Source organism: Zarconia sp. (assembly GCF_057467645.1).
On the sequence record NZ_JBRJXU010000067.1, the window covers coordinates 12,772 to 34,469 of the forward strand.

The 21,698-nt window shown below is 52.2% G+C and carries 15 protein-coding genes; 11 read left to right on the forward strand and 4 right to left on the reverse strand.

Translation table 11 applies throughout. The features are described 5' to 3' along the window. Positions 1-24: 24 nt before the first annotated feature. Both purC and AC2215_RS10090 read right to left on the reverse strand, forming a co-directional pair. Entirely contained in the window at positions 25-819 is a 795-nt protein-coding gene (purC, locus tag AC2215_RS10085; protein ID WP_486809857.1) for a phosphoribosylaminoimidazolesuccinocarboxamide synthase, read from the reverse strand. Between the two features lie 519 nt (positions 820-1,338). After that, positions 1,339-3,237, reverse strand: a complete 1,899-nt coding sequence (locus AC2215_RS10090) for a fatty acyl-AMP ligase (protein ID WP_486809858.1) — start codon at positions 3,235-3,237, stop codon at positions 1,339-1,341. A 661-nt stretch (positions 3,238-3,898) separates the two neighbouring features. Here AC2215_RS10090 and AC2215_RS10095 point away from each other — a divergent pair. The 7 genes from AC2215_RS10095 to AC2215_RS10125 all read left to right on the forward strand — a co-directional run bounded on the left by AC2215_RS10095 (position 3,899) and on the right by AC2215_RS10125 (position 12,251). After that, positions 3,899-4,117, forward strand: a complete 219-nt coding sequence (locus AC2215_RS10095; RefSeq protein ID WP_486809859.1) for a hypothetical protein — start codon at positions 3,899-3,901, stop codon at positions 4,115-4,117. Positions 4,118-4,154: 37 nt separating this feature from the next. Next, entirely contained in the window at positions 4,155-4,430 is a 276-nt protein-coding gene (locus AC2215_RS10100) for a hypothetical protein (protein ID WP_486809860.1), read from the forward strand. Positions 4,431-4,826: 396 nt separating this feature from the next. Further along, complete coding sequence (locus AC2215_RS10105) at positions 4,827-7,397, forward strand: TIGR03960 family B12-binding radical SAM protein (protein WP_486809893.1); 2,571 nt, start codon at positions 4,827-4,829, stop codon at positions 7,395-7,397. Positions 7,398-8,008: 611 nt separating this feature from the next. Beyond that, the gene (gene rne, locus AC2215_RS10110; protein ID WP_486809861.1) at positions 8,009-10,024 is read left to right on the forward strand and encodes a ribonuclease E; all 2,016 of its coding nucleotides are present in this window, start codon (positions 8,009-8,011) and stop codon (positions 10,022-10,024) included. Next, positions 10,024-10,674 carry a ribonuclease HII gene (locus AC2215_RS10115; RefSeq protein WP_486809862.1) on the forward strand — a complete coding sequence of 217 codons (651 nt, stop codon included), beginning with the start codon at positions 10,024-10,026 and terminating at the stop codon, positions 10,672-10,674. Before rne ends, AC2215_RS10115 begins: the two co-directional genes overlap by 1 nt. Before the next feature lie 292 nt (positions 10,675-10,966). Further along, the gene (locus tag AC2215_RS10120; RefSeq protein WP_486809894.1) at positions 10,967-11,572 is read left to right on the forward strand and encodes a vWA domain-containing protein; all 606 of its coding nucleotides are present in this window, start codon (positions 10,967-10,969) and stop codon (positions 11,570-11,572) included. Between the two features lie 121 nt (positions 11,573-11,693). Continuing rightward, the gene (locus AC2215_RS10125; RefSeq protein WP_486809863.1) at positions 11,694-12,251 is read left to right on the forward strand and encodes an SMI1/KNR4 family protein; all 558 of its coding nucleotides are present in this window, start codon (positions 11,694-11,696) and stop codon (positions 12,249-12,251) included. 212 nt (positions 12,252-12,463) lie between these two features. Here AC2215_RS10125 and AC2215_RS10130 read toward each other — a convergent pair whose 3' ends face one another. Both AC2215_RS10130 and AC2215_RS10135 read right to left on the reverse strand, forming a co-directional pair. Further along, positions 12,464-14,740 carry a tetratricopeptide repeat protein gene (locus AC2215_RS10130; protein WP_486809864.1) on the reverse strand — a complete coding sequence of 759 codons (2,277 nt, stop codon included), beginning with the start codon at positions 14,738-14,740 and terminating at the stop codon, positions 12,464-12,466. Between the two features lie 45 nt (positions 14,741-14,785). Further along, entirely contained in the window at positions 14,786-15,439 is a 654-nt protein-coding gene (locus tag AC2215_RS10135) for a DUF2062 domain-containing protein (RefSeq protein WP_486809865.1), read from the reverse strand. 589 nt (positions 15,440-16,028) lie between these two features. Between AC2215_RS10135 and mnmE the strand changes: the two genes are divergently transcribed. The 4 genes from mnmE (at position 16,029) to AC2215_RS10155 (ending at position 21,642) form a co-directional block, all read left to right on the forward strand. Next, on the forward strand, positions 16,029-17,450 hold the full coding sequence (gene mnmE / locus AC2215_RS10140) for a tRNA uridine-5-carboxymethylaminomethyl(34) synthesis GTPase MnmE (RefSeq protein WP_486809866.1): 1,422 nt from the start codon (positions 16,029-16,031) through the stop codon (positions 17,448-17,450). A 195-nt stretch (positions 17,451-17,645) separates the two neighbouring features. Then, positions 17,646-18,320 (forward strand): cytochrome b/b6 domain-containing protein, encoded by a 675-nt coding sequence (locus tag AC2215_RS10145; protein WP_486809867.1) that lies wholly within the window; start codon positions 17,646-17,648, stop codon positions 18,318-18,320. 109 nt (positions 18,321-18,429) lie between these two features. Continuing rightward, positions 18,430-19,242: a VanW family protein gene (locus tag AC2215_RS10150; RefSeq protein WP_486809868.1), complete on the forward strand. Its 813-nt coding sequence runs from the start codon at positions 18,430-18,432 to the stop codon at positions 19,240-19,242. Between the two features lie 297 nt (positions 19,243-19,539). After that, entirely contained in the window at positions 19,540-21,642 is a 2,103-nt protein-coding gene (locus tag AC2215_RS10155) for a PAS domain S-box protein (RefSeq protein ID WP_486809869.1), read from the forward strand. The last annotated feature ends 56 nt before the right edge of the window (positions 21,643-21,698 follow it).

A 21,698-nucleotide genomic window follows, 5' to 3' on the forward strand; every position in this document is an offset into this window, starting at 1 on the left:
GGATCGGTCAGACGGATCGAGCGCTCACTCAGTTTCCCGGTCAGACGTGTCGATCGCGTTTGCTACCGAACTGCTGTCGGTTGAACTGGTTGAGCCTAACGCTGACAGGACTCGCCGTAGCACCTGTTCGTAGGCTGCTTCTACATTACCTAAATCTTGACGGAAACGATCTTTGTCCATGACCCGCTGCTCTCGATCGGTTTGGGTTCGATCCCAAAGGCGACAGGTATCGGGACTGATTTCATCTGCGAGTACGATTTCTCCGCCACGGTTGAAACCAAATTCTAGCTTAAAGTCGACAAGGGTAATCTCGCAGGTGGCGAAAAAATCTGACAGAATCTGGTTGATTTGCAATGCCATCTCTCGCAACCGTTCGAGTTGTTCGGGGGTTGCCAGTTCCATCATCAACAAGCGATCGCGCGTTAGCAGAGGGTCCCCCAGAGCGTCGTCTTTGTAGAAAAATTCTACCAGGGGAGATGTGAGCACCGTCCCCAAGGGTAATCCCGTTTGTTTGCACAGACTGCCGGCTGCAATGTTGCGAACTACCACTTCAAGGGGGATAATACGCACCGAGCGAACGCGCATTCGATCGGGAGCCGGACAATCGATCAAATGGGTGGGAATGCCTCGCTCTTCGAGCAATCGGAATAAATGACCGGCCATGGTACAGTTGATTTCCCCTTTGCCTTGGATGCGTCCTCGTTTTTGGGCGTTAAAGGCGGTCGCATCGTCTTTGTAGCAGGCCAGTAAAATATCCGGGTCATCGGTGGCATAAAGAATTTTGGCTTTTCCCTCATACAATTTCTGGGCAGCAGTCATAGGAATCTTTCCCTTGAAAAGGGTTCAAGAACGAACAAAAGAACGAAAATTGAGAATTTCTTCGAGTCGGAGGTGATGGGATTTCATTTTGAGACGATTGATATTGGCTGTCTCCCGTACCGGGGAGGCTTCAAACCCGACCCGTTCGCGATCGATGATGCAATCGGCAAGATTTTGCCAGATGTCGACGCGCGATCGTTACTTTAGCTTTCTCAACCCGATCGAATCAAGACATTCCATCCGCAACCGGAATTGACTTGAGTGCGAACCTGGGGAAAGGGAACATTACGAACGACCTTCTCCACTTAGCCTGCATTATTCATGAGGTTCGACGAAAATCGCCCCAACCCTTGCCTCGCAAGCAGATGGGCAATTTACCTGAAAAACATTGTGTTTTTTGAGATTCCCTCGCGATCGGGATTTGAGCTTTTGATGAATAATCCAGGTTAGACGCTTCGGAAGTCGCAATACCCCAAGACTTCAGTGCGTTCGGGTTTTGTTCTGAGTTGGGGTCACCGTTCAACTCTCCCAAACTTTTAAGGTTTGTGCCATAAAATCTCGCTTGCAAGCATGGCGCTGTACCTTTCCGCTCGATGTTTTGGGCAGGCTACCGGGTTTGATGGGCAGTACGGTATGCACGAGTAAATCGTGTTCTTTGGCAACCGCCTGTCGAATCGAGCGCAGGAGTTCTTGGGAATTTGCCACATGGCTTGCTGAGGACACGGCGGTCGAATCCACGTCCATTTTTGGCTGTCTGCGATAACTGCGCTCCACTTCCGCCACCACGACCAATTTTTCTTCTCCTTCAGTTTCCACCGCAAAACTGGCGGTGCCTCCGGGTCGGATAAAGGGATGGCTCTGTTCGACCGTCCATTCAATATCTTGAGGGTAGTGGTTGCGACCGTTGATAATGATGACATCTTTTAATCTTCCCGTCACGAACAATTCGCCATTTTTGATAAACCCCAAGTCTCCCGTACGCAGGAACGCTTGGTGGTTGCGAGCGGGGTCTCGGTGTAATTTCCCCGTACCATTGCTGTGACCGTTGCTATGACCGTTGCTGTGACCGTTGTGATGATGACCGTTGCTATGACCGTTGTGATGATGACCGTTACTGCCGAGATTCACCGTCCGAGCGCAAAACATCCGTTCTGTGGCTTCCGGTTGCTGCCAGTACCCCCGTGCTACGCTCGGTCCCGACACCCAGATTTCGCCAATTTCTCCGGGCTTGCAAGGCTCTAACGTTTTGGGATCGACGATCGCAATTTTCTGGTCTGATAAACTTCGACCGCAACTGACGACGGCTCTGGCACTTTTTTGGTCTGCGTCCACTTGCACGACGCGATGCTTGGCCAGAGCGTTAGCGTCAATCGTTTCCACCATGGGTATTTCGTTTTTGACTCCCCCGCTGACAAATAGAGTTGCCTCGGCTAAACCGTAACAAGGATAAAATGCTTTCTGACGGAATCCGCAAGGGGCAAAGGTGGTGGCAAATTGCTCTAGCACTTTTTGGCTGATGGGTTCGGCACCATTGAAAGCAACATCCCAACAACTCAGATCGAGGTCGGTGAGCTGTTCGGGTGAAATTTTGCGAGCGCACAGGTCGTAGGCAAAGTTGGGACCGCCGCTACTGGTCGCTCGGTATCTAGAAATGGCTTGCAACCAACGTAGGGGTCTTTGTAAAAACATCAGCGGTGACATTAACGTCGCCGGGAAGCCACCATAGAGGGGTTGCAGCACCCCGCCAATTAAACCCATATCGTGGTACATCGGCAACCAACTGACGACGCTGCTGGAGGCTGAATGCTCGAAGGCTTGGTAAATGCCTTTTGAGTTGTGGATGAGGTTTTGGTGGGTGATGGCAACACCTTTGGGAGCAGCGGTAGAACCCGAGGTGTATTGCAAAAAGGCTAGAGTTTCCTTGCAAATGTCAGGTTCGCTCCAGTTTTCGGCTACACTCAGGTTGAGGCGATCGGTCACCAGCCACTTTAGGTTCTTCAGTTCCGGCGCGAGAGGGAATTGCTTCTGGAGAGTCGATAGGACGGTGCTGGTGGTCAGGGCAACCACGGCTTTGGCATCGGTTAAGATGGATTGGATGCGAGCGACAGAACGATTGGGTCTGGGAGGATAGGCGGGAACGGCGACGACTCCAGCGTAGAGGCATCCAAAAAATGCAGCAATGTATTCAAGTCCGGGAGGATATAAGAGAACGGCTCTTTCTCCCACGAGGTCGGCCGACTGGAGAATGGCTGCGATCGCACGGGCGCACCGATCCAACTCTTGGTAAGTGAGACTGAGTGTCTGGGTTTCTCCATCAACCAAAAAGGTATAAGCGGTTCGATCGCTTTGATGGATAGCCCGATAACGTAGAAGCTCAACCAAAGTGGTGGCAAGGGAAGAATGTTCCAAACGATCCATTCAAGGTCTACTTTATTTTTTTACTCTAACTAAATTATCTCCGATCTAACGATCTGTCTAGAAAAGTTACTACTGACATCAATGACTCAAAGGGGTCAATTCTACGGTTCTCAAGAGTCTCCCAAGGGTGAAATTCAAAGATGGGAGAGATTGAGGAGTAAGGAGTAAAACGCTGTGAGATGAACGCTTGCTCTATCTGATTCCTGTATTCCTTACCGTCGTGATACTCACATTTTTATCTTTTATATATAAAGATTGGAAACTCGAAGTATCGATTATTACGAAAACAGACCGTGCCCATCTCGAAAAGTATAGGCTCTTCAATCTTTATCAATTTCTTCCTTCTCAAGCTCAACTTATTGCCAGCCGGCTCGATCGTTGGAGCGGGTTTCGCAGTTGAAAACAGAGCGATGAATTTCTCGATCGAGTCTGGGGAATTGTCATTTTTGGAGATCGGGGTCGCGTTCGTTTTTTATCGATAAACGTACATAATTAAGACACACTATCCCCCTGGAATTAGCATACCACACCGCTGAAATCACGTAAACTCGTTTAATTAATGACGCTATTCTCAATTTCGAGATGTATAAGATGGTCGAGTACGTCAACAAGTTAAAAAAAAGCCAAATGGACCAGGTTAATCATCATTGATTCCCAAGCGGTGAAAAATACTTGTAATGCTAGTGTCAGCTCAAAGGGATTTTGCTTGTACAAAGCCACGAACGGCATTAAGAGGCATTTAGCCGTAGACATCTTGGGATTTCCATTCTTCAGCCATTGCACGAAAGCCTCAGTTTCAGACGATCGAGGACTCATTGAAATGTTGTCGGAAAATATCGATTACTTCAAATCCAAACCAGTAAACCCACGCGAAAATTAAGATTCTACTCGACAATGAATACCACCCGCAGATCTTGATGAAAGAGTTGAAGAAAATCGATCCGGCGTACGACACTAAAATCAAGTTTGAGCTTTCACCCAAAATCTCGAAGGAGCAAAAGAATTTGCGCCAAAAAACCGGTTTTGTTCCAGTCATTGCCCGATGGGTGATTGAAAGAACCAACTCTTGGATGGAAAGATGTAAAAGTTTAGTCAAAAATTTTGAGAGAACTCTCACCAATGCCACCACCAAGGTCAACCTCTGCGCATGTTCGACTGATGCTCAAAAGGCTGGCGACGAATCCGAGCGATGAGTGGAAAGATTCCGACTCACAGGAGAAGTTGGCGATCGCACCCTAAATACTCCATTCCCCACAACGGTTGAGGGTAGTCAACCGTTGCCACCTCACCAACACCCTCCGGACTCTTGATTTTTTCCACAAGATCCCAAATGGGTTCTATACATCTGGGTAGGTATACAACACATTCTTCTTGACCTATCGAATTTTATGATTTTTTAACGCACTTGGACTATCTATATTGTTCTGGGCAACTGCACGATCGCACTTCTGCGAGGGTGGGTCGATCGACGGTACTATCAAAAGAGGAAGACCCCCGATCGCATTTCAGTAAAGCTGTGCGATCGAACATTTTGGATTGAGAGGACGAGCGTGACCATTGCCGTGGAAAACCTAATCACACCGGATATTATGCAACCCGCACGGTATCTGGGCAACGAATTCGGGGTCACTCGTAAACCCTGGGAGAGTGCTGCTGTGCGTTGGGTGCTGACCTATCCCGAAGTGTACGAAGTCGGTTTCTCCAATTTGGGTCATATCATTCTGTACAACATCCTCAATGCCGCCCCCCGGCAACTATGCGATCGCGCCTACCTCCCCGCGCCGGACTTCGCCAAAAAATTACGCGACACCCAAACGCCACTGTTTGCCGTCGAATCCCGCCGTCCCTTGACCGATTTCGATATCCTCGGTTTCAGTCTCAGCTACGAACTCGGGGCCACCAATATTTTGGAAATGCTGGATTTAGCCGGGATTCCTCTCACCTGGCAAGAGCGCTCCGCGTCGAACGAGTATCCCTTGATTTTTGCCGGGGGGCAGACGGCCACATCTAATCCCGAACCCTACGCCGACTTCTTCGATTTTATCGCTCTCGGAGATGGGGAAGAACTCTTGCCCGAAATTGGACTTGTCATTGCCGAAGGCAAAGCTAATGGGTTGAGTCTCGAAGCGTTATTGCTGGATTTAGCGCAAGTGCCGGGCGTTTACGTGCCTCGATTCTACGACATGGCCGAAGATGGATCGGTGCATCCCAATCGCCCCGACATACCAGCGCGGATTCTGCGGCGCGTCGCCACGCCCATGCCCGCTTATTCCGTCGGACCGGTTCCCCACGTCCAAACCGTTCACGATCGCTTGACGGTGGAAATTCGCAGAGGTTGCACCCGAGGCTGCCGCTTCTGTCAGCCGGGAATGCTGACCCGTCCGGCGCGAGACGTGGAACCCGAACAGGTGGTTAATGCCATCGAAAAGGGGATGCGGCAAACGGGATACAACGAGTTCTCCTTGTTGAGTTTGAGTTGTTCCGACTATCTCGCCCTCCCGGGGGTGGGGATGGAAATTAAAAATCGGCTCAAAGATGAGAATATTTCTTTATCGCTTCCCAGCCAGCGCGTCGATCGCTTTGACGACAATATCGCCAATATCTTGGGGGGCAACCGCCAGCCGAGTTTAACCTTTGCCCCGGAAGCGGGAACCCAGCGGATGCGGGATATCGTCAATAAGGGTCTCACCAACGAAGAACTGCTGCGGGGGGTGAAGACCGCTTACGATCGCGGTTGGAATAAGGTGAAGCTCTACTTTATGATCGGGCTGCCGGGGGAAACCGATGCCGATGTCGTGGGGATTGCCGAAACCGTACGTTGGTTGCAGCAAGAATGCCACGCCAAAGGTCGCAAGCGCTTGAGTGTCACCCTGACGATTTCTAACTTTACTCCCAAACCCCATACTCCCTTCCAGTGGCACTCCGTGTCCACCGCCGAGTTCGAGCGCAAACAGGAATTGCTGCGATCGGAATTTCGCCGGATGCGAGGGGTGAAAGCTAATTTCACCGACGTTCGCATCTCTGCGATGGAAGATTTCGTCGGACGGGGCGATCGTCGCCTGGCTTCGGTGGTGCGGCGGGCGTGGCAGTTGGGGGCGGGGATGGACTCCTGGTGGGAAAGTCTCGATCGCGCGTTTGGGGCTTGGACGCAAGCCATTGACGAATCCGGTTTGACTTGGAAGTACCGCCAAGTGGAAAGCGGAGAGTGGAACGTCATGGCTGCATCTACCGCCACATCGACAACAGAAGAATTGCTTCCCCTATCCTTGGACAAGCCTTTGCCCTGGGACCACGTGAATACCGGAATTGATAAACAATGGCTCGCCGATGACTTGCAACGGGCGATGGAGGCGGCAACGGTTCCCGATTGCTCCTTTGAGGGATGTTCCCATTGCGGCATTTGCAGCCCCGATTTCGGTCATAACGTGGTGGTTCCCCCACAGATCGTTCCCGAATATCAAGGGAATTTTACCCCCAAACCCGATCGGGTGCAGCGGTTGCGAGTGCGCCACGGCAAGCTGGGAGATATGGCAATGGTGGGGCATCTGGACTTAGCCAAATTGTTCGATCGTGCCGTACGACGGGCGGCGATTCCCATTGCCTTTACGGGTGGGTTTCATCCGGGACCGCGCATTTCCCCTGCCAACGCCCTATCCCTGGGGGCGACGAGCGAGGGGGAAATCGTGGAATTCGACCTGAGCCAACTCATGGATATGGAAGAGTTTCAGGAGAAACTGGCCGCCCAACTCCCAGTGGGGATTCCGATTTATCGGGTGGAGGACATTGCCATGGGAACCCCGTCGGCAACGCAACTGTTGCAAAAGGCGCAGTATCGATTGAGGCTGGGGTGGGAAGAGGCTGGCGAAACTCCGTCAGGCGGGGAAATTTCGGCTTGGATCGCTTCAATTCTCGATCGGGGCTGTATCGAAATCGAGCATACCACCAAGTCTGGGAAAAAGAAGCAGGTGAATTTGCGCGATCGCCTGTTCGAGTTGGAGGTTGTCGAATCTGATGAGAACGGCTTCGCAGTTCGGTATCTGGGCAGTTGTCGCAACGATGGTAATTTGTTGCGTCCGGCGCAAGTTGTTTATATGTTAGAGGAAGCGAGCGATCGCAAATTTCAACTATTGAAGGTGCATCGGGAGGGGCTGATTCTCTAACACAGCTCGATGGAGAAAAAAGTATGCGCCAAAATTGTCGATAAATTCTGCAAACGTGCTATGGTATAAGTCAAAGTATTAACTAGTACAAGACTATTTAGTACAAGACTTAGTAAAAACCTGTGTCTTCTTTAGAGTGTGCGATGCAACTTCCCGACAGTTCCAGCACGGAGTCCGGGTCGCTCGCGCAAACTTCCATTTGGCGACAAACGGTGGGGGTAATCTCTAAGTAGATGGGGGCAGTAGGTTTCTGCATTTCCTCGCTACAGTAGCGTGCAAGTGCGGAAAGACTATTTTAGATTAGAGGTTCACGAGTTAGCGATCCGATTTCCCAGTAGCGTTGCCAACGGCAGGTGTTGACCCCAGATACGAAAGATCGCAATCGAGTATCGAGGTGGGGAAGGGGACGAGCCAACCCTTAACTCCACAAGAACGGGATGACTGCGCTGCAATGCAACGACCTATGGGAAGAGACGATCGCCTCATCTTGGATTGACTGTCTCGATGCGAGCGACAAAATTTTCGCCTATGTAGAGTATTGACCCATTACCACGTGTGGAAGGCGCACGCACCGAAGCGCCTCTCGCGAGATCGAGTTTTGAGGAAATTGAATGCCCAAGCAAATTATTATCGCAGAGCAGCATCGAATCGCTGCTGTTTTTAGTGAAGATCAAATTCAAGAATTAGTCGTCGCCACCGGTTCTCACCAAGTCAGCGACATCTATCTGGGAGTCGTCGAGAACGTTCTGCCGGGTATCGACGCCGCATTTGTCAATATTGGCGATACCGAACGCAACGGGTTCATGCACGTCACCGATCTCGGTCCGTTGCGCTTGAAGCGCACGGCTGGTGCGATTACCGAACTGGTTGCCCCCCAGCAAAAAGTGCTGGTGCAGGTGATGAAAGAGCCCACTGGCAATAAAGGCCCCCGGCTGACGGGAAATGTTACCCTTCCCGGTCGCTATTTAGTCTTAATGCCCTTCGGTAAAGGGGTTCACCTCTCCCGACGGATCGTGAAAGAATCGGAACGCAACCGATTGAGGGCCCTGGCGATTCTCGTCAAACCCGCCGGTATGGGTTTGCTCGTTCGCACCGAAGCCGAAGGAATGAGCGAAGATGCCATCATCGAAGACTTAGAATTTCTCCAACGGCGGTGGGAAAGCATCCAAGAAGAAGCCAGTACCACTCGCCCCCCCGCCTTGCTCAATCGGGACGACGACTTCATCCAGCGCGTTCTGCGGGATATGTATACCACCGACGTGAACCGGATCGTTGCCGATTCCCATCGGGGAGTCAAACGGGTCAAACAGCACCTGATTAATTGGAGTGGCGGCAAGAGTCCCCAAGGGGTTTCCATCGACCATCACAACGAATCCCAACCGATTTTGGATTACTTCCGGGTGAACGCGGCGATTCGGGAAGCCCTCAAACCGAGAGTGGATTTGCCCTCTGGCGGTTACGTGATTATCGAACCCACCGAAGCGCTAACGGTGATCGATGTTAACTCCGGATCGTTTACGAGGTCGGCAACGGCCCGCGAAACGGTGCTGTGGACGAACTGCGAGGCCGCCACGGAAATCGCCCGCCAACTGCGGCTGCGCAATATTGCTGGGGTGATTATCGTCGATTTTATCGATATGGATTCCCGGCGCGATCAGCTTCAGGTGCTCGAGCAATTTAACAAAGCTCTGCGTCAGGATAAAGCCCGACCGCAAATCGCCCAACTCTCGGAATTGGGGTTGGTGGAGTTGACTCGCAAGCGTCAGGGTCAAAATATCTACGAACTGTTCAGCCGTCCTTGTTCGGCTTGCGGGGGATTGGGTCACGTGGTGACCTTACCCGGCGATCCCGAATTCGATGCTGACGCCCGACACGCCGTCGAAGTTCGGAGTACGGAACCGAAAGTGCGGTTGCCCGAACCGGTGAAGGAAAATTTGGAAGAGGGCATCGAACTCGAATCCTCCAGCGACTTGCAAGGGCTCGACTTAATTCACCACCCCAGCTACCAAGAACTCGGAGATGGGGGAGGAAATCGTCGCCGCCGCCGTCGTCGTCAGGTTCCAGATCCCGAGCGTTTAGAACGATCGAACCCTTCGGATTCCCTGTATAAAACCCCTTCAACCGAAACGGAGTTTCCCGGACCGACCGATATCGATCGCCCTCGTAAGGGAACCAAACCCGTCCGGGAAATCGGCAAGACCGAGAGCGACCCTCCCGAAACCGTCGTCATCCCCATGACTTCTGAAGAACAGGACGTGTACGCTTTAATGGGCATTTCGCCGTTGGTGCGAATCGAGCGCACCCTGAAAAATCCCCGCAACGCCATCATCTCGATCGTCGAACCCGGGGACACTCCCTCCCAAGTGGAGGTAGCCAACAACGAGCCTTCTACTTCCGAGTCAGAAGAAATCGTAACGGAGAGTGCAGAACCGGTCGAAGTCTTAACGGTCGTCGCGTCTGAGGAAAAATTGGAAGAATCCCCAGAATCCGAGGCGCAAATGGCACTGCCGTTGGAAGAGGCACCCCAAACTGAATCGGATGCCGATGAAACGGATACAGAACCGACCTTGGAAGTGGCAAGTACGCCCACCCGCCGCCGCCGCCGCCGCTCTTCTGCGAGTGCTTGATGGCTGCAAAAAAGGGAACGAGTCTTGGGGGAGAGAGCCGCATCGAGCGCGTTTGCTCCCCCCAGGGTGATTCCATTGCCGGCGTCGATGAAGTGGGTCGCGGGGCGTTATTCGGACCGGTGGTGGCTGCTGCGGTGGTGCTATCGGCTGATGCCGAGGTGGAATTAGCTGCCTTGGGAGTTCGAGATAGCAAACAACTCAGTGCCAAGCGGCGTACGGCATTATCCCGGCAGATTCGCGCTCTGGCACGGGACTGTCAAGTGGGGGTGGCAATGGTTGCCGAAATCGATCGACTCAATATCTTGCAAGCCACGCTCTTGGCAATGCGACGGGCGATCGAACAGTTGCAGCCCCCACCCCAACTGTGCCACATCGATGGAAATCGGCGAATTCCCAATTTACCGATGGCGCAAGAAACCATTGTCGGGGGCGATCGAACTTCGGTGGCGATTGCAGCAGCGAGTATCGTGGCTAAAGTTTGGCGCGACGAACTGATTGTGGGTTTAGCCACCGACTATCCCGAATACGATTTAGCCCGGAATAAAGGATACGGAACCGCCCGACATCGAGAGGCTTTGCAGCGTTACGGTCCAACCCCCGAACATCGGCAATCTTTTGCGCCGTGTCGGGTTCGATCGACTTTGGGTTGAGAGTTCTCGGCTAGAAGAGCTGGGGGAGCTGGGGAAGATTGTTGCAACTGACCCATTGTCAATAGTCAATGGTCAATAGTCCATTGAAAAGAGACCGAACCGTATTGACCGAACATTACAACCGTGGTCGATCGCAATGTGGACTTGTTAGCATGAAAAGCAAGGCGCCGATCGAGTTGAGACGCTCGAACTCTCGGAACGATCGGGCGCGAAGAATACCCCACGGATCGAAACAGTGCGAAGCTGCGTTGGGGAACTTCACATTTTTTATCGAACTCAAATGAGTGATTCTATTTTGAAAGACCGCGACTATACTCTCATCCTTGACAAAAGCGGCAGTATGTCCGCCCCCGATGCTCCCGGCGGTAAAAGTCGATGGGAACTAGCCCAAGAGTCCACCCTCGCTGTCGCCCGAAAATGCGAGCAGTTCGATCCCGATGGCATCACCGTTTATACCTTTGCCGGACGATTTCGCCGCTACGATGACGTAACCGCGAGCAAAGTCGAACAGATTTTCCTCGAAAACGATCCCATGGGAACCACGGACTTAGCGTCGGTTCTTGAGGATGCGACGAATAATTACTTTCAGCGCAAAGCTGCCGGTCAAACCAAGCCCTCTGGGGAAACGATTCTGGTGGTCACCGATGGCGAACCTAACGATCGCAAAGCGGTGATGCGGGTTATCGTGGAGGCGTCGCGACAGATGGATCGAGACGAAGAGCTTGCCATCTCCTTTATTCAAATCGGTTCTGATGCCGGCGCGACGAGTTTTCTCAAAGCCCTCGACGACCAAATGGAAGGGATTGGTGCGAAGTTCGATATTTGCGATACCGTTACCATCGACCAAATGGAAGAAATGAGCTTGGCGGAAGTCTTGCTCAACGCGATCGAAGATTAAATTAGCGATCGCGACGATTAAAGTGTCAGTAAATTAGTAAGGCGATTGGGGAATTAGCAATTGTTTTTCTCCGGTCGTTTTTGCTATCTCCTCATCGATGCATTATTTTCGATCGAACCCGATGACTCTTAAAATCACCGACTGGCTGGCAGACTTTTGCGCCGATGCCGAAGTTGAAGTTGCTCAAATCGGTGCAACGGCGGCACAACTGGCACAACTCGAACGGGATTTGGGGATTCCTCTATCGGCTTCCCACAAAGACTGCTTGCAAATCTGGGATGGGGCGGCAGATTTTGACTCGTTGCAGATTTTCTCCATTGCCGAGATTCGCGATGGGGTTAAATATTGGGGTTTTCAAGCTGGGGAGAGCAAAGTGGGGGGCGCGGACTATCCCTTCCTCTATCGGGCGAAACCCTTGGCGTTATTACCCTTCGCACAACCCTTGGAATCTGCGGATTTATTTTGTTTCGATACCCGCGAGTTTCGAGATGGGGAATATGCGATCGTCAAATACGACCACGAGGTGGGGGAAGTCGACAAGAAATACCCAAGTTTTGCCGCATTTTTGCAAGATCGGGCGTTAGATATGACGGAGGATTTGGAATATTTTATGGGGGACTCGGAAGATGATGAGGCCGCAGTGCGAATATGTGAAGAGTGGGTCCGTCGTTTAAGGTGAAATTATCGGGCTTCGCGCTACGAGCAAAATTCGGCTCAATACTTGGAAAAGAGATAACTGTTGCCCAATCTATACAGTAAGTGTATACCCGGATTTCATATGAGCCATGCTCAGATCCCATACCCAAAACCTAAAACCGTTCCCCGTTCCCTGTTCCCCTTAACAGGTGGCACACAAGCTTAACCTTTCACCAATGCCCTACATCCTACACCTTATTTCAATTCCTGAATCTGAGATTGAGCGTTATCGTAGCAACTGACCATCCCCCGATCGAGACAAGTGGTGGCCGCCCGTTGAAAATCCTCGATCGCGCCGGGACGATCGTCCATTTGCCGCCGAATCGTACCGCGATTGAAATACGCCACCCCCAGTTCCGGATTGAGGCGAATGGCTTGGGTTTGGTCTTCAATGGCTTTGCGATAGTCTTTCAATTCGGCATAGGCTAAACCGCGATTGCTGTAGGCGACGGCATCGTGGGGATTGAGGCGAATGGCTTGGGTATAATCCTCGATCGCCACCTCTATTTCTCCGAGTGCCGTGCGCGCCATCCCCCGATTGCTATAGGCTTTGGCGTGGTTGGGACTCAGTTCTAAGGCGCTCGTACAATCATTAACGGCCGCTTCGTATTCTTGTAAGTTATACCGGGCGACGCAGCGATTGCTGTAGGCAACCCATGCCTGAGAGTCAATTTCCAAACCTCGGCTACAATCGGCGATCGCCCGATCGTACTCCCCTAAATTCAACTGGACGCTACACCGATTCGTATAGGCATCGGCGTTGCGATCGTCGAGTTCGAGGGTGCGGGAGTAGTCTTCCAGCGCGCCGGTATAATCTCCCAAAGCATATCGGGCCCGTCCCCGGCTGTAATAGGCCGTCGGATTTTCCGCATCGACGGCAATGGCTTGGGTGTAATCGGCCATGGCTTTTTGCTTGTCTCCCAGGGCAGAATACGCCAAACCTCGACTTTGATAGGTATTGGGATTGTTCCCATCGAAGAGAATCGCTTGGGTGTAATCATTGATTGCCGCTTGATAATCCCCTAGGTCATAAGCGGCCAAGCCGCGCTGGTAGAAGCCCTCGGCATCATTCGGTGCGAGTTCGACAACCCGATCGAAATCTTCGATCGCCCCCTGAAAATCCTGTAACTGCGATCGAACCAACCCGCGATTGTAATAGAAATCCACCTGAGTCGGGTCGAGTGCGATCGCTTGGGTGTAATCGGAGATCGCCCCATCTAAGTTTCCCAGATCGAAATGAGCGTTTCCGCGCTTGTAGTAACCCGTGGCATCGTCCGGGGCGAGAGAAATAGCCCGATCGAAATCCGCTAGCGCCCCCGATTCATCTCCTTCGGCAATCTTTTCCTCTCCTCGCAGGTACAATTTCTCAACATTGCCCAACCCCGGCAACATCTTCATGGTAAATCCACCCCCCACAGCCAACACCAGCAATGCCAGCGCACCCATTCCAACTCGGCGAGACATCAACAATCCCAGGACTTTCTGCTGGGGAACGAAGCCGCCATCGGGCATCGCGCGCACCAGAATCGGGGCTTTCGAGGCATCGGCTTTCATCGCAGAAGCTTTGGCCGATGAGTTCTCGGCGGCTTTTGCCTCCATCTCGTCGAGGGCATCGAGAACCTCCCGAGCCGATTGATAGCGCTGTCCGGAGGCGTAGCGCACCATCTTATCGATAATATCGGCAAAGTCCGAGTCAATTTCACATCGATCGCGCCAGCAGACCCGACTGTCGATGTCTTGCAACTTGGGCAAACTCTCGGCTGACAATCCCGTGAGGGCCTGTACCGCAATTGTTCCCAGGGCGTACAAATCGCTATTATATTGGGGGTTGCCTTGGAATTGTTCGACGGGCATATACACGGGCGTTCCCGCCGCAACGGTACGGGTGCGATCGCCACTCATGAGGTTGCCAATTTCTTTGACCGAACCAAAATCGATGAGAACGAGGGCTTTATCCTCCTGACGGCGAATCAGGTTTGCGGGTTTGATATCTCGATGAATCACCCCTTGCTCGTGGACAAACACTAAAATGTCCAACACCGATCGCAAAATTTCCACCACTTCTGACTGAGAGAGGGGATGACCGGGTACGATTTCATCAGTGAGGGGATAACCGGGAATGAATTCCTTCACCAAATAGAGTTGGTTGTTTTCTTCAAAATAGGCCAGCAGTTGGGGAAGGCGATCGTTTTTGCCGAGTTTCTCCAAGATTTCTGCCTCTTTTTGAAACAGTCGCCGCGCCGTACGTAGAGATTCGACGCCGCTGGCATAGGGACACAGTTGTTTGACCACGCAATGGGGCAAACCCGGACGGTGAGTATCGGCGGCCAAATAGGTGGGACCGAAGCTTCCAGAGCCGAGTACTTTAATGATGCGATAGCGCTTGTTGAGCAGTTGACCGATGGCAGCGGCTTCTCCGGTCACTTTCGATCGAGAATTAGACAGGGAGTTCTGGGAATCGGAATGGGTCATGGCGAGCCGTTCGATGACAGAGCACGGGAGAAACGCAAGGCAGAATCAGGATAGATCGATACTCTTCGAGGAATGTGAATCTAACGTCACCGTTGCGGGTTTGGAAGCAGAAATACCCGGATGGTGGCGACGACGTTTGAGGGGGGTTCGTCGATGTCGCCAGGAACGAACGCATCTCAACGCGATAAAATAGCTCAAAAGACTCCCCACCAGTCCGCAAACCAAGCACCCAACGAGTAGTGTGGTGACAAATACCTCCTTCAACTCTAACAAAGCCTCCAAAGACTGCAAACTCTCCGGCGTAAAACTCGCTTCAGTTCCGAGCAGCCAGTTCCCCACCCGAAAATTGAACCAGAAGAGGGGAATGTAGGTGATGGGATTGCTGACCCAAGTTCCGACGGCCGCGGTGAGTTTATGACCTCGCAAAGGAATCGCCAACAACACGCCGATTGCTGTTTGGATGCCAAAGAGGGGAAAAAAGCCCGCAAACGTTCCCACGGCAAAGCCTCGGGCGAGATACTTAGCAGAACCTTTGGAGCGAGTCAATCGCCAGCACCAGCAACGCCCATATCGAAGGAGTTTGGTATAGCCAGAGTGCAAAGAACGCACAGAATACAAGGAATGCAAAGAGCGCAATCGATGGGCGATCGCTCTGGGAAATGGCAAGGGTTGCTGCGGGAAATAGGAGCGTTGTTTCATCACCTTTGGTCTCAAGTGGCTATTCGATCGCCGGGGATTGAAATCTTGTATAAGTATCTTATAGTGTTTCCCGGTAGGGGTGAGACATCACATATACCTCTGAGAAGCCGTACCATCAAGAGAGTTAAGCTTACAGCCGCATTCTCATCAATTTTGTATTTTTTCAACCGATTGACTGGGGCTGTTGCTTTGGGAGCTGGGGAAGAATGAATGGATGAATGGCACTGAATTAAGACTGAGTTGCTACTGAGTGAGTACGGAACGGCAAGGATTTTAGCCACCGATTTGTGCTTATGTCAGTGCCATTCGACAATGGGTCACTTGTGACGAGCGACCCCTTCTGGAACGTCACCGCGTCCCCATCACCCCATCCCCCCTCATCGAGGGCTGTTTCATTCTCATTCATTCTCAATGCGCGATCGCCATTTTCGGTGCTTTCACAAAATTGACAGGTGGAATAGATGCAACCGAAGATGACCAGTTCTCCGGCAATGCTAAAAATACTGCAAAGTAGAATCAAACAGCCGGGCCCCACTCCCCATTCCCGAGAAATCGAATACACGTTTAGCGTCGAGATAGATTCTAAAGTATGTTATACGGATGGCAACAGGGCGATACGATCGCCGCGATCGCGACGGCAGTGGTTCCCCAGCAGGGTAGCGTGGGTATCGTGCGCATGTCTGGACCCGAGGCGATCGCCATTGCCAAAATCCTGTTTCGCGCCCCCGGTCGGCAAGTGTGGGAGAGTCACCGAATTCTCTACGGCTACATTCACCATCCCCAAACGCAACAACTCATCGACGAAGCCCTGTTGCTGCTGATGCAAGCGCCGCGATCGTATACCCGAGAAGACGTGGTGGAGTTTCACTGTCACGGGGGAATCATGGCCGTGCAACAGGTGTTGCAGTTGTGTTTGGAATGCAACGCACGCTTAGCCAGACCTGGGGAGTTTACCCTGCGCGCCTTTGCTAACGGACGACTCGATTTGACCCAAGCCGAGAGTATCGCCGATTTGGTGGGGGCGAAATCCCCCGATGCGGCGCAATTTGCCTTGGCTGGGTTGCGGGGGAAGCTGGCAGAACCGATTCGTCAGTTGCGGGGGCAATGTTTGGATATTCTTGCCGAAATTGAGGCGCGGGTAGATTTTGAGGAAGATTTACCCCCATTAGATGAGTCGGCGATCGAGGCGCAAGTTCGGGAGGCGATCGCCCAAATCAATCGCATCGAAGCGACAGCCGGTCGGGGAGAACTATTACGGACGGGGCTGAAAGTGGCAATTGTCGGACGGCCGAACGTCGGCAAATCGAGTTTGCTCAATGCCTGGAGTCGCAGCGATCGAGCCATTGTCACCGATTTGCCCGGAACCACGCGGGATGTGGTGGAATCTCAGTTGGTGGTGGGAGGGATTCCGGTACAAGTTCTCGATACGGCTGGGATTCGAGAAACAGACGATCGAGTCGAACGCATTGGGGTAGAACGCTCCCGATCTGCGGCGCGGTTGGCAGATTTGGTGTTGCTGGTGCTCGATGCCACTACGGGTTGGACGGCGGCGGATGAGGAAATTTACCGATGGGTGGACGAGCGTCCCGTACTCGCAATCGTCAATAAAATCGATTTACTCAAAAGTACTTCCATGGATGGGGAATTCGAAGGGGCGATCGTTCCTCAGCCAATTTGGGAGGAAGGCAACATCCGGCAGATCGTGCGGACTTCGGCAACTTGCGATCGGGGCATTGAAGACCTGGAAAATGCCATTCTCGCTACCGTTCGGGGGGGAGAACTCCAGGCGGCTAATTTGGATTTTGCCATCAACCAACGCCAAGCGGCTGCCCTCTCGCGGGCGAATGCGTCTTTGCAACAGATGCAACAAACGATTGCCGATGGTTTGCCTTTTGATTTCTGGACGATCGACTTGCGCGGCGCGATTCAAGCCCTGGGGGAAATTACCGGCGATGAAGTGACTGAGTCGGTACTCGATCGCATTTTCAGCCGCTTCTGTATTGGGAAGTGATCGAACATAGGCGCGGAAAAGGGTGTGGGGTGGGTAGTTGTTCGTGCCGGGATTTAACGGTGACACTTGCCATCGAACTGCCCAGCACCTTCGATTGAGTTCTGTCTTGGAAAGCACATCAGTATCGCCGATCTGTCGATCGACAAGTGGGAACTGGTATAGTTCGAGAAATTTCTCGCGATTGCCTAATTCCCCATGTCGTCGTCTCGCCCATACCAACCTGTCTTACTTCGAATACTACACGGTGCCGCTGCCGTGCTGACCATTTTGGCGCTGATTTCGGGGTTTTGGGTTTACAACACCTACGACAAACGGTGGGGTAGCCTGCCGTTACCCGCGCTACCGGATATTCAAGGAATTCACGGCACGATTGCGGTGACGTTGCTCTTGCTGTTTCCCTTTTTGGCGCTGTACAGTTTCCGCCTGGGGGAGAGTCGTCTGGTGCGATCGACATCCTTAAGGCAACTGCAACAGGTTGGTAAGCCGGTTTGGTGGGTGTCCCTTCAGCGTATCGCCAATACCTCGATGTTGCTGGCGGCAACGTTGGCGTTGATGACGGGCCGCATGATGAAAGAAGAATGGTTACCAGCCGGAGAAATCGATCGCCCTTGGTATCTGGCGCATTTAGTCAGTTGGGGAGTGATGCTCGCCGCACTGGCATTGCATCTCCTGCTGGGGGCAAAAGTGGGTGGCACTCCTGTGCTGGCATCGATGTTCGATCGCAAAATCCGCCCGAACGATCGGCCCCGTTCTTGGTTGCATGGATTTAAAACCCACCCCTCGAATTCCACGCTCAAACCTCTCGAATGGATGACGTTTGGCGGGATTATCCTGGCATTGATTTTGCCCGTTTTTCATTTATTTTCGTAATCGGGCGATCGGAATTGTCAGGCAAGGAACGTGGGGTATTCTGATAACGTCAACTGTTTTGGGAAAACAGATGCTTGTGCCCCTACAGCTTCCCTAACCAGTATTGAAGATGACTCTCCCTTGGCGACGATCGATCGGTCGATTTGTTTTTACCCTGCAACGGTACGTGCGTTGGTTCCGGCTTCGAGATGAATTTGCCACCCACCGCACCTGCGAACCGCTGCCTCATGTCATTAAAAGCCACCAGTCTCTCCTCTTAAGACCCCTTAAAGATGTCCAGATGTGGCTGCAGTACAATAAGATTGCCAACCTCCGACTGGCGATCGATTGCCTCGATGGTTTGCTCGTGGAACCCGGTGAGGTTTTTTCCTTTTGGTATTTGGTGGGTTTTCCCTCCCGACGACGGGGATTTCAAGTGGGAATGACGCTGCAAAACGGGCAGGTCAAAATAGGCTATGGCGGCGGTTTGTGCCAATTATCTAACTTAATTTATTGGATGGCACTGCATACGCCGCTAACGGTGAAAGAACGGTGGCATCACAGCTACGATGTGTTTCCCGATGTAAACCGTACCTTACCGTTCGGAAGTGGGGCGACGGTGGCTTACAATTACGTGGATTTGCAACTGGTCAATCAAACCGATCGCCCGTTTCAGCTGTCATTATGGCTTTCCCAGACCCATTTGTGCGGTGAATTTCGATCGAGTGTACTGGGTCTGGAGGAATATGAAATTATCGAGCGCAACCACCAAATGCGAGGTCCGGTCGGGGGTCGCTACACGCGCCACAACGAATTGTATCGCGTCTGCCGCGATCGCGCCTCCGGTCGCCAACTGTGGGAGGAGTGTATTGCTGTAAACGATGCATTAATGATGTACGCGCCGTTGTTACCCCCAATATCTTACACGGCTTTTGGGTTCTAGGGTTGATGGGTTTATAACATTAAAACATTAATTATATTGTATAGTTTTTTTGATTGGGTTTTTATTTACAAATATTATTTTATGTTTGTATAACATCACACCTATATGAATTCCGAAGAGATCTAGGATATAAATGAATTAAATTGCAAATTTACACAATATATTTTATAAAAACGTTATTTAGAGATTTTCGATCGAAAATAAAATTGAAGAATCTCGTCGCCAATTCGAGCTTCATCCCTCCAGTTGGATGTCTTACGATCCATGACCTCTGAAGACTCTTCTTCGGGCGAGGTAATGCCCGACTCATTTCAACTGTTGGCAACGGTTGCCCTGCGAATTCGTCAGTTTATCAATCTTGACGATATTCTCAATGAAACGGTGGCTCAGGTGCGTCAGTTCCTCAATGTCGATCGCGCCCTTATTTATCGCTTTAACCCCGATTGGAGCGGTTCTGTGGCGGTGGAATCCGTTGCCGATCCGGCGAGGTCGATTCTCGAGCGTACCGTGACCGATCCCTGTTTCGAGGAGGTTTGGCGCGATCCGTACCAACGAGGACGCGCTCGCGCCCTGGAAGATGTTTGGGTAGACGAGGTGAGCCAATGCCATCGAGACTTTTTGACATCCTTTGAGGTCAGAGCGAATTTAGTCGTTCCGATTGTCTTGAAGGTTCCCCCGACTCTCGAGGGAACCCATTGCGATCGTTCCGATTCCGAGCAGTTATGGGGATTGTTAATCGCTCACGAGTGCCATCGTCCTCGCCAGTGGAAAACCCGAGAAGTTGAGTTTCTCCAACAGCTAGCTGCTCAAGTGGCGATCGCCATTCACCAAGCGCAACTGCTCCATCGAACGCAAATGGAACTCGACGAGCGTTACGGGACCGAAGTCGCGCTGCAACAACTCAACCAAGAACTCGAACGCCGCGTCCGCCAGCGCACCCTGGCTTTAGAAAAAAGCGAACGGCGCTTCCGGTCTCTATTCGAATCTGCACCGGATTTTCTCTACATTTTGGATGCCGAAGGCACGATCGAGCAAGCGAACTCCACCGCCATCGAAAAATCGGGGTATACCGAAGCCGAACTCATCGGTCATTGCTTGGGGGAGTTTTTCACCCCAGATAGCCGACAGATGAGCCGGCAACAGTTTGCCACCTTAATGAAAACCGGATCGGTGCGTCAGGAATTCGATTTCCTGTGTAAAGACGGTCGGCGGCTGGTGATGGACTCTTCGTGCTCTCTGGTGCGGGACGAACGGGGAGAACCCGACTATATTTTAGTGGTGCAACGGGATATCAGCGATCGCAAAGCGGCCGAAGCCATCTTGCACGAATCGAACCGACGCTGGCAAACCCTTCTCGATAACGTACAGCTAATCGTCGTCGGACTCGATGAAGATGGCAGCGTCGAGTACGTCAATCCCTTCTTTCTCGCGTTGACGGGGTACTCCGAATCGGAAGTTTTGGGACGAGATTGGTTTGCGACGTTCTTGCCGCAATACCAACAAGCGCAAGTCTACCAAGTGTTTCGGGAAATTTTGGAGCGCAATCTACATCCCCACTACCAAAACTCGATCCTGACCAAATTCGGGGACGAGCGGATTATTGCTTGGAATAATACTCGGTTGCAGGGGGTGGGGGGAAGCGCCATCGGGACGTTGAGTATTGGAGAGGATGTGACGGAACGCTACGCGATTTCTCGGATGAAAGAGGAATTTATCGCCGTCGTCAGTCACGAACTGCGAACGCCGCTCACGGCCATTCACGGGGGACTAAACCTGCTCTCGACGGGTCTGGTGGATGCGAGTTGCGATCGGGGAAAGCACATCATTCAAATTGCGGCCCAAAGCGCCGAACGTTTGGTGCGTTTGGTGAACGATATCTTGGAACTCGAACGGTTGGAATCGGGGAAAATCCAACTGGTGAAAGAATCGATCGCCGTGAGGGATGTGTTGCGCCAAGCCACCGAGCAGATGCAGGTGATTGCCAATCGCGCAGGGGTTAGGCTGGAAGTCTCGGATCTCGATGGAACCTGTTGGATCGATCGCGATCGGATGATTCAAGTGTTGATTAACTTGCTCGGGAACGCGATCGCCTTTTCCGAAGGAGGCTCGACGGTTTGGCTGGAGGCGAGTTGGCTCGATGCGGCGGGGACGATTTTATTTGAAGTGCGCGATCGCGGTCGGGGGATTCCTGCCGATAAACTCGAAACGATTTTCGAGCGCTTTCATCAAGTGGATGCATCGAACTCCCGAAAAAAGGGGGGGACGGGTTTGGGGTTGGCCATTTGCCGCAGCATCATCGAGCAGCACGGGGGACAAATTTGGGCTCAAAGTACGTTGGGGGAGGGGAGTCGTTTTTATTTCACCCTACCTCGGAGGATGGATGGGGAGCAGGGAGAGTAGGAGGAGTAGACGGAGATCGGGACATGGGTCTTGAGTGATTGAGTGCGAACAACGGA